Genomic DNA, 8,921 nt, shown 5'->3' with positions numbered 1-8,921 from the left:
CCTGATACGGCACAATCTATACAAGATATCATTAAAAATCAAGGCAGTCAGCAAACGTCGTTCATAGCAACGTTATTGGGAATAGGAGTGCTGGTTTATGGTGCTACGGGAGTATTTTATCAATTACAAAACGCATTGAATGAAATTTGGGAGACAAAACCTAAATATTCAAATGAGTTTCTGTCAACTTTATTTATGCGTTTAAAAGGTTTCGGATTTATTCTTATTATAGGATTTTTGCTTTTGGTAAGTTTTGTATTGACCTCTTTGTTGTCAACATTCTCAAAACAGCTCTCCAGACTTTTGCCAGATGGTATGTTAGAACTTGGATTCGTACTGGATCTAATATTATCACTAGGTTTTATTTACTTATTATTTGGGGCTATGTTCAAGTATTTACCCAGTACTCATGTTCGTTGGAAAGCGGTTAAAGTAGGTGCAGCACTTACTGCTGTATTGTTTTTACTTGGTAAATATGCTTTGGCATTCTATTTTGGAAAAGCGGAACCCGGCTCTACCTATGGGGCGGCCGGGAGTATAATTTTGGTCATGCTTTGGGTGTCCTACTCTAGTTTAATAGTCACTTTTGGAGCACAGTTTACCAAGATTTATTCTGATAAGTATGTGAAAATCAGTTGAGTTTTTTCATTTTATCATGAATCTCTTTCAAGCATAAATTACCTAGACTTCCTTCATGTGTATGATGAATATCTCTTTTTGGAGCAAAAGTACCTGCATTGATCTCCATACCCATTTTCTTGTAGGCATCTCTAAACGGCATACCGCTTTGTACCAACTCATTTAATGTATCTACACTAAACAAATAATCATATTTTGGGTCGTCTAGAATACTATCGTTCACTCTGATTTCCTTTAGGCTAAAAGTTAAGATCTCTAAACAAGCCTTCATATCTTGAATTGCCGGAACAATTATTTCTTTCACCAATTGCAAATCTCTGTGGTAACCACTAGGGAGATTATTGATGACCAATGTCAATTGATTAGGAATAGACTGTAGTTTGTTGCACTTACCACGTACCAACTCAAACACATCGGGATTTTTCTTGTGTGGCATAATACTGGAACCCGTGGTCAACTCATCGGGGAATGAGATAAAATCGAAATTCTGACTCATATACAAGCAAATATCCATGGCCATTTTAGATAGGGTAGCTGCAATGTTGGCAATACCAAAAGCGGTAGCTTTTTCAGCTTTTCCTCTACTCATTTGTGCTGCAACCACATTATATTTCATGGTTTCAAAACCCATTTCATTGGTGGTAAAACTACGGTCTATGGCAAATGAACTACCGTAACCGGCAGCACTACCTAACGGATTTTGATCTGCAACTTTGTAGGCCGCTTCAATAAAATAAAGGTCATCTATTAAGCTTTCTGCATAGGCGGAAAACCATAACCCAAAAGAAGATGGCATGGCAATCTGCAAGTGTGTGTAACCTGGTAGCATAACATCCTTATGCTCTTGTGCTTTTACCAAAAGAAGGTTGAAAAGCGATTTGGTCATCGCCTTTATTTCTGTCAATTCATCTTTTAGGTATAAATGCATGGCTACAAGAACTTGGTCGTTTCTAGAACGTGCAGTATGTATTTTTTTACCGGTATCTCCTAGGCTTAGCGTCAGCATGTATTCAATTTTAGAATGCATGTCTTCAAAAGAATTTTCTATAGAAAATGTGCCTTTTTCTATTCGCGCGGCAATATTATCAAGTTCTTTTACAAGTTCATCGGTTTCCTTAGGGGAAATCAATCCTATTTTACCCAGCATTTTCGCATGTGCCTTAGAGGCAATAACGTCGTATTTTGCTAAGTGTAAATCCAATTCTCTATCGTTGCCAACTGTAAAGTGATCGATTTTTTTATCGGTGCTAAATCCTTTATCCCAGAGTTTCATATGTTGTCAGTTATCAATTATCAATTAAGCAATGAACAATGCTTATTGGTAATTGGTTATTGTTAATTGTTGATTGAAAGGAAGCCTTTTAATAATCTAATATATAAATCTATACCTTCTTCAATTTCATGTACATAGATGAATTCGTTGGCAGAGTGGGAGCGTGTGCTGTCTCCAGGTCCTAATTTTAACGATTGGCAACTTAACGCTGCTTGATCGGATAATGTAGGTGATCCATATGTAGTTCTGCCCAAGGCAATACCAGATTGCACCAACGGATGGTCTTTATCTATTTTCGATGAATTTAAACGCAAAGATCGCTCCTTTAATTCGCACGGCGCATCCTTCTTTAATAAATCTGCAATTTCTTTATTACTATATGCATCGTTTACACGTACATCTACTACTAAATCTACTTGTGCCGGTACCACATTATGTTGTTTGCCAGCATTTATTTGGGTAACCGTCATTTTCACATCGCCCAAGGCTTCAGAAGATTTTTCGAAAGAATAATTCTTGAACCATTCCAGAACTTTAATGGTGTTGTATATGGAATTATCATTGTTTGGATGTGCGGCGTGCGACGGAGTACCTTTAACAACAGCATCAAAAACCACCAATCCTTTTTCAGCAATAGCAAGTTGCATCAAAGTAGGTTCACCAACAATGGCTACATCTATATGTGGAAGTTTTGGCAATAAACCGCGCAAGCTATTTTCACCGGCATTCTCCTCTTCTGCAGAGGCGACCATTAAAATATTGTGGTTTAGGTCTTCTGCATTGTAATAATTTACAAAAGTAGCCAAAAGGGAAACCAACGGTCCGCCAGCATCATTACTACCAAGGCCAAACAACTTGTCATCTTCAATGTGGGGCAAAAAAGGATCTTTGGTGTATGCCGTATTTGGTTTCACCGTATCGTGGTGCGAATTCAGTAATAATGTAGGTTTTGAGTCGTCCCAATATTTATTTTTAGCAATAATATTGTTGAGGTCTCTTTCCGTAGGTATGTCATATTTTGCCAGCCAAGCCTGTATTGCATCGGCTGTTTTATCTTCTTCTTTAGAAAAAGATTCTATTGATATGAGTTGCTTCAGTAATGCAATTGCACTTTCTGTAAGTTCTGTTTGGTTCATCTTAAAGTTTTATTGTCGTGAACAGTTCTGTGTTTTTGTCTAACATGGTAACATCGCCCAGGCATACTTTTGCTACGTTGTGGTTTAGGGCATGAAAGCAATTATGAAGTTTTGGCAACATTCCGTCAGCAATGATACCATCGGATAAAAGTGATTTATAGGTGTTGGTGTCAATGTGTTTAACTACGCTGTTTTCATCGGCAATATCCATTAAAACCCCTTTTTTCTCAAAACAATAATACAACGTTGTTTCAAAGGTAGGTGCCATGCCTATTGCAATTTCAGAGGCAATCGTATCTGCATTGGTGTTTAATAACTGTCCTGCACCATCGTGCGATAAGGCACAGAAAATGGGTGTTAAATCCGCCGCTAAAAGCTTGGATAATAATGCAGCATTTACACCATCTATATCGCCTACAAATCCGTAATCAATTTCTTTGACAGGACGTTTATGAGCCTGTATGCTATCACCATCTGCACCGCTTAATCCAATTGCGTTGGTGTTTTTAGCTTGTAGTTGCGCAACTATTTTCTTGTTTGCCAAACCGCCATACACCATGGTTATAATATCAACGGTTTCGGCATCGGTAATACGTCTGCCATCTATCATTTTAGACTCAATGCCAAGTTTGGTTGCTAATTGAGTGGCTAATTTTCCACCGCCATGGACCAAAATTTTTAAGCCTTCAAGTTTAGAAAAGGCAGTGAGAAAAACGTCAAGTGCGTTTTCGTCTTCTATGACATTACCACCAATTTTTACAACACTTAATTTATTTTTCATAATCTGCAAATTTGAACATGATTACCATGGCAATTATTAGAATGATATTACTGACCGGACCCATATAGGCTTTCCAATGAGCGGTGCTATGGTCAATATCTATCATATTCATTACAAAAAGGATGAGGGCGAATAGCGCAATACCAATATAGATCCACTTATTAATTTTCATTGCTCTCCAGTATTTTCTTTAACACCAATTGTGCTGCGTAGGTTCTGTTATTTGCCTGTTCTATAACCAAAGATTGGTCACTATCCAAAACTTCATCGGCAACAACAACATTTCTACGAACAGGAAGACAGTGCATAAATTTTGCCTTGCCTAATTTCTTAAGTGTCATTTGCCAGTTTGGGTCCTGCGATTTTATTTGACCATAATCGGTATAGCTACTCCAGTTCTTTACATAAACAAAATCGGCATTTTCTAAAGCCTTCTCTTGGTCGTGCTCAATGGTACAATCTTTTGTAATGTTGGGGTCCAGTTCATAACCTTCAGGATGTGTAATCACAAAATCGGCATGTTGCTTTTGCATCATTTGTACAAATGAATTGGCAACGGCATGTGGTAGAGCCCTTGGGTGTGGCGCCCAAGAAAGAACAACCTTAGGGTTGTTTTTAAAATTGTGTTCCTCTAAAGTAATGGCATCGGTTAATGCTTGTAATGGGTGCCCCACAGAGCTTTCCATATTTACGATAGGTACCGTAGCATATGTTTTAAAACCTTTGAGCACCTCTTCCGCTTCATCTAGTTCCTTATCTACCAAACCGGCAAAAGCACGGATGGCAATGATATCGCAATACTGCGAAATTACTTGGGCGGCCTCTTTAATATGTTCAGAAGTTCCTTGGTCCATAATGGTACCATCGGCATATTCCAAAGCCCAACCTTCGCTACCAAAATTCATCACAATAACTTCCATACCCAAATTCATTGCTGCTTTTTGGGTACTTAAACGTGTACGAAGCGAGTTGTTAAAGAATAACAGCCCAATAGTTTTGTCTTTACCTAATTCCTTAAATTTTTTAGGTTGTTTTTTAAGTGTTATGGCTTCTTTTACCCAGTTGGATAAAACGTCTATATCGTTTATGGAAAGGTAATTCATGATGCTATAATTTTTGTAAATGTGCTTTTATTTTCAATGGCATCAACAATAAAGTTATCGTTCAGTCCATTGGTGATCCAGGTTTCAATACCTGCTTTTTGTGCAATGGTGGCTGCATCAATTTTTGACTGCATGCCACCGGTGCCGTGGGTAGATTTGGATTCCCCTATTTCTTTTAGCAATTTGGTCAGGTCTGAAACAGCTTTTATGGTTTTTGGTGTGGAAGTCGTTAAAGATGATTTTGTGTAAATACCATCTGTATTTGTAGCAATGATAAGAATGTCAGCAGATAAAAGCGATGCGGTCAATCCGGCCAATTTATCATTATCACCAAATTTGATCTCATCAGTAGCAACGGTGTCATTTTCATTAATGATAGGAATGAAATTGTTTGCAACAAGAACGTTAATAGTGTTTTTAATATTCGCTCTAGTTTGCTCATTTTCAAAATCGGAATAGGATAACAAACATTGTGATGTAAAGAGTCCAAGCTCCCTAAAATTTTCTTGAAAAATGCGCATTAGATGAGGCTGACCAATAGATGCCAATGCCTGCTTTACATTAATTTCTTCTCCATTATGTTCCAACTTAACAAACTGCCTTGCAGCGGCAATGGCACCGGAACTCACAATAATAAATTCGAACTTATCTTTTAGAGCGGCAATTTGCCGACCAATATCCTCAATTTTTCCTCGGGAAATATGATCAGTGTCTTTGGTTAAGGTATTGGAACCTAATTTCAATAAAATTCTCTTTTTTAACATGCTTCTTTGCTTTTAGTCTTAACTATTAGCCCTTTTTCAGGTTTCTATTGCGCTTAACCCGACACTCTTATTATTTATTTTACGAACAACGAACAACGAACAACGAACAACCAATCACCTACCTTACCTGACCATTTCCTTTTACGTACCACTTATTGGTTACTAAATGCTGTAATCCTATAGGGCCGCGTTGATGTAATTTATCTGTACTAATGGCTAGTTCTCCTCCAAGGCCAAATTGTCCGCCATCCGTAAAGCGGGTAGATGCATTATGGTATACCGCAGCGGTATCCACAGATTGCATGAAAACATCTGCTTCCTCTTCATTTTTAGTAATGATAGAAGCGGAGTGACCGCCTCCATAGGTATTGATGAGCTGAACGGCTTCATCTACATCTGGCACTTGCCCTAGTACAATTTTATAATCCAAAAACTCTTCAAACCAAACAGATTCATTTTCCATTTGAGAGGTGCCATCTAATCCGGCTAATTTGGCATCGGTCAAAATTTCAACATTGTGTTTTTTAAGGGTCTTGATCAAATGACTTAAAAATTCTGCCTTGCGTGGTAAATCTCTTGAAATGATGACTTTGTCAACGGCATTACAAGCGGAAATTTTTGTGGTCTTTGCATTGACGATAACATCCAGTGCCATTTGCAAATCTGCCTCGTGCGAAACATATACAAAGTTATTTCCTCTACCGCTTACTATTACCGGGCACTGTGCATGTTGCTTAACAAAAGCGATCAGTTTTTCGCCACCTCTAGGTACAATTAAGTCTAGTTTCTGTGTTGGTTTTTCTAAAAACTGCTGAGTTTCTGTTCTTGAATAATTTAGGTAGGTCACCCAGTCCGTAGCACAATCGCAAGACTCCAAAGCTTTGTGCCATAGGTTTACTAGAACCAAATTGGAGTTCAAAGACTCTTTGCCCCCCTTTAGCAATATTTTGTTGCCCGATTTAAATGCGATGCCCGCAGCTTCAATAGTAACATCTGGCCTAGATTCATAAATAATCATGATCGTACCGAAAGGTGCGGTTTTGTTGCTGATCTCTAAACCATTTTCATGGGTAAATTGAAAACGTTCTACATGCAAAGGGTCTGGCAAGGCAGCTAATTTTTTCAAGGAAGAAATCATTTCTGCCACCTTGGTCTTGTTTACCTTTAAGCGATCAACCATTGCAATATCGCCTGATTCAAAAGAATTTAAATCTTTTTCATTGGCAGATATTAGAATTGATTCTTCTTGCTGCACCAATTCTGCCATACGCTTAAGTACGGCATTCCTTTTAGATATGTTTAGGGTTGTCTTCATGATAGGGCTTTTTTAAGAGCTGTAAAAAACACGTCTAAATCTTGTTTTGTAATATTCAGGGCAGGTAAAATTCTTAGCACTGTTTTATCTTTTGCGCCACCTGTAAAAAGAAAATGTTCGTGAATTAATTTTTTACGCAGATCGGCAACCTGAAAATCAAATTCAAGCCCTAACATTAAGCCTTTTCCTTTTACCCGTTTTACTTGCGGAATTTCTTTTGCCTTTTCGTTGAAATATTCACCTAATGCTTTAGCATTTTGAATTAGATTTTCTTTTTCAATTACTTCTAAAACCGCCATGGTGGCTGCGCAAGCCAAATGATTGCCACCGAAAGTGGTGCCCAACATTCCGTATTTTGCCTTTATACTTTCGTGAATAAGAATACCACCTACCGGAAAACCGTTGCCCATTCCCTTAGCAATACTAATGATGTCCGGTTGAATGTTATGATGTTGAAATGCAAAGAATTTTCCGCTTCTACCAAATCCGCTTTGTACTTCATCTGCAATTAACAATGCATCATTCTCTTTACATAACAAAGCAACCTTTTGTAAGAATTCGGTCGTAGGTTCATCTAAACCACCAACGCCTTGAATAGATTCAATGATTACGGCACAAACATTCTTTGATATTTCCCTTTCAAAACCTTTACTATCGTTTAGGTCAAGAAAAACAACTTCGTGTTGCAGGTTGATTTCAGCATTGATAGATGGATTGTCCGTTGTTGCTACTGCAGCAGAAGTACGTCCATGAAAACCGTTGTTAAAGGCAATTACCTTTGATTTTCCGGTTATAAAAGATGCCATTTTCAATGCGTTTTCATTTGCCTCAGCGCCAGAGTTACACATGAATAGATTGTAATCTTTACAATTGGATGCTTCACCTAATTTGTTGGCCAAATCTACCTGTAAAGGGTTTTGTACTGCATTGCTATAAAACCCAATATTATCCAATTGGTCTTTTAAACGCTTTACATAATGTGGGTGCGTATGGCCAATGGAAATAACGGCATGCCCGCCGTAGAAATCCAAATAATCCTGTCCTTGGTCATCAGTTACTACAATGCCTTTTGCGGAAACCGGGGTTACATTATATAAAGGGTAAACGTCAAATAATTTCATAGTTGAAAAGTTTCAAGTTCAAAATAATGAACGGGTTGGGTAGCGTGTTTACTTGTTTTTGAATTCGGTGATCTTGTCGTACGAGGAAATAATTCCGCGTATCAATGATGAGCTTAAACCCTGGTGTTCCATTTCATTTAAACCGGTTATGGTACAACCCATAGGCGTGGTAACACGGTCAATTTCTTCTTCGGGATGATTACCGGATTCGATTAAAAGACTTGCGGCACCGTTACACGTATGCATGGCAAGCTCTTGCGCCTCTTTGGCATCAAAACCAAGCTGTATAGCGCCTTGGGTGGTGGCACGTATTAAGCGCATCCAAAAAGCTACACCACTTGCACAAATTACGGTTGCAGCCTGCATTTGACCTTCGGGGATTTCCATAGAATGTCCCATTCTATTAAAAATGGCTTTTGCCAATTCAACCCTTTTTTTACCTTTTTCGTTGCTACAGATACAGGTCATGGATTTACCCACGGAAATAGCCGTATTGGGCATACTTCTTATGATAAAGTTGTCTTTACCAATTACCGCTTCTATTTTTTCGATGCTAAATCCGGTAATAGTTGAGATGATTACATGTTTATCCGTCAATAGATCTTTTATACTTTCTAGAATGGCGGCAAAATGAATAGGCTGTACGGCAAAAATTAAAATATCTGAATTTTCAACGGCTATTCTATTGTCATTTGTAACGGTAACCTTATCATATTTCTCAAATTCTGCTATAGCTGTGGTATCTCTCTTGGTAAGGTACATACTAGTAGCACCATTACTGTTCAATAT

The 8,921-nt window shown here is 38.1% G+C and carries 10 protein-coding genes; 1 reads left to right on the top strand and 9 read right to left on the bottom strand.

Annotation, left to right across the window (positions count from 1 at the left end; all coding sequences use genetic code 11):
• The coding region (locus QZ657_RS09380; RefSeq protein WP_291966478.1) for a YihY/virulence factor BrkB family protein at positions 1 to 639 on the top strand (639 nt) is incomplete at its 5' end.
• Here QZ657_RS09380 and argH read toward each other — a convergent pair.
• The 9 genes from argH to QZ657_RS09335 all read right to left on the bottom strand — a co-directional run.
• Complete coding sequence (gene argH, locus QZ657_RS09375) at positions 632 to 1,912, bottom strand: argininosuccinate lyase (protein WP_291966476.1); 1,281 nt, start codon at positions 1,910 to 1,912, stop codon at positions 632 to 634. The two genes, QZ657_RS09380 and argH, sit on opposite strands and share 8 nt — an antisense overlap.
• Positions 1,913 to 1,974: 62 nt before the next feature.
• Entirely contained in the window at positions 1,975 to 3,048 is a 1,074-nt protein-coding gene (locus QZ657_RS09370) for a M20 family metallo-hydrolase (RefSeq protein ID WP_291966474.1), read from the bottom strand.
• Position 3,049: 1 nt separating this feature from the next.
• On the bottom strand, positions 3,050 to 3,829 hold the full coding sequence (gene argB / locus QZ657_RS09365; RefSeq protein WP_210708243.1) for an acetylglutamate kinase: 780 nt from the start codon (positions 3,827 to 3,829) through the stop codon (positions 3,050 to 3,052).
• The gene (locus tag QZ657_RS09360; RefSeq protein ID WP_291966469.1) at positions 3,819 to 4,001 is read right to left on the bottom strand and encodes a hypothetical protein; all 183 of its coding nucleotides are present in this window, start codon (positions 3,999 to 4,001) and stop codon (positions 3,819 to 3,821) included. Before QZ657_RS09360 ends, argB begins: the two co-directional genes overlap by 11 nt.
• Positions 3,991 to 4,932: an acetylornithine carbamoyltransferase gene (locus QZ657_RS09355; RefSeq protein ID WP_276471006.1), complete on the bottom strand. Its 942-nt coding sequence runs from the start codon at positions 4,930 to 4,932 to the stop codon at positions 3,991 to 3,993. The genes QZ657_RS09360 and QZ657_RS09355 overlap by 11 nt, the downstream gene beginning before the upstream one ends.
• On the bottom strand, positions 4,929 to 5,696 hold the full coding sequence (gene proB / locus QZ657_RS09350; RefSeq protein WP_291966466.1) for a glutamate 5-kinase: 768 nt from the start codon (positions 5,694 to 5,696) through the stop codon (positions 4,929 to 4,931). Before proB ends, QZ657_RS09355 begins: the two co-directional genes overlap by 4 nt.
• A 118-nt stretch (positions 5,697 to 5,814) precedes the next feature.
• Positions 5,815 to 7,011 carry a glutamate-5-semialdehyde dehydrogenase gene (locus tag QZ657_RS09345; protein ID WP_291966463.1) on the bottom strand — a complete coding sequence of 399 codons (1,197 nt, stop codon included), beginning with the start codon at positions 7,009 to 7,011 and terminating at the stop codon, positions 5,815 to 5,817.
• Complete coding sequence (locus QZ657_RS09340) at positions 7,008 to 8,132, bottom strand: aspartate aminotransferase family protein (protein WP_291966461.1); 1,125 nt, start codon at positions 8,130 to 8,132, stop codon at positions 7,008 to 7,010. The genes QZ657_RS09345 and QZ657_RS09340 overlap by 4 nt, the downstream gene beginning before the upstream one ends.
• Positions 8,133 to 8,180: 48 nt before the next feature.
• On the bottom strand, positions 8,181 to 8,921 hold a 741-nt coding region (locus tag QZ657_RS09335), incomplete at its 5' end, for a pyrroline-5-carboxylate reductase family protein (RefSeq protein ID WP_291966459.1).

The organism is Maribacter sp. (genome assembly GCA_020629415.1).
Taxonomy (GTDB): Bacteria; Bacteroidota; Bacteroidia; order Flavobacteriales; family Flavobacteriaceae; genus Maribacter; species Maribacter huludaoensis.
This window is presented reverse-complemented; position numbering and strand designations above follow the sequence as displayed.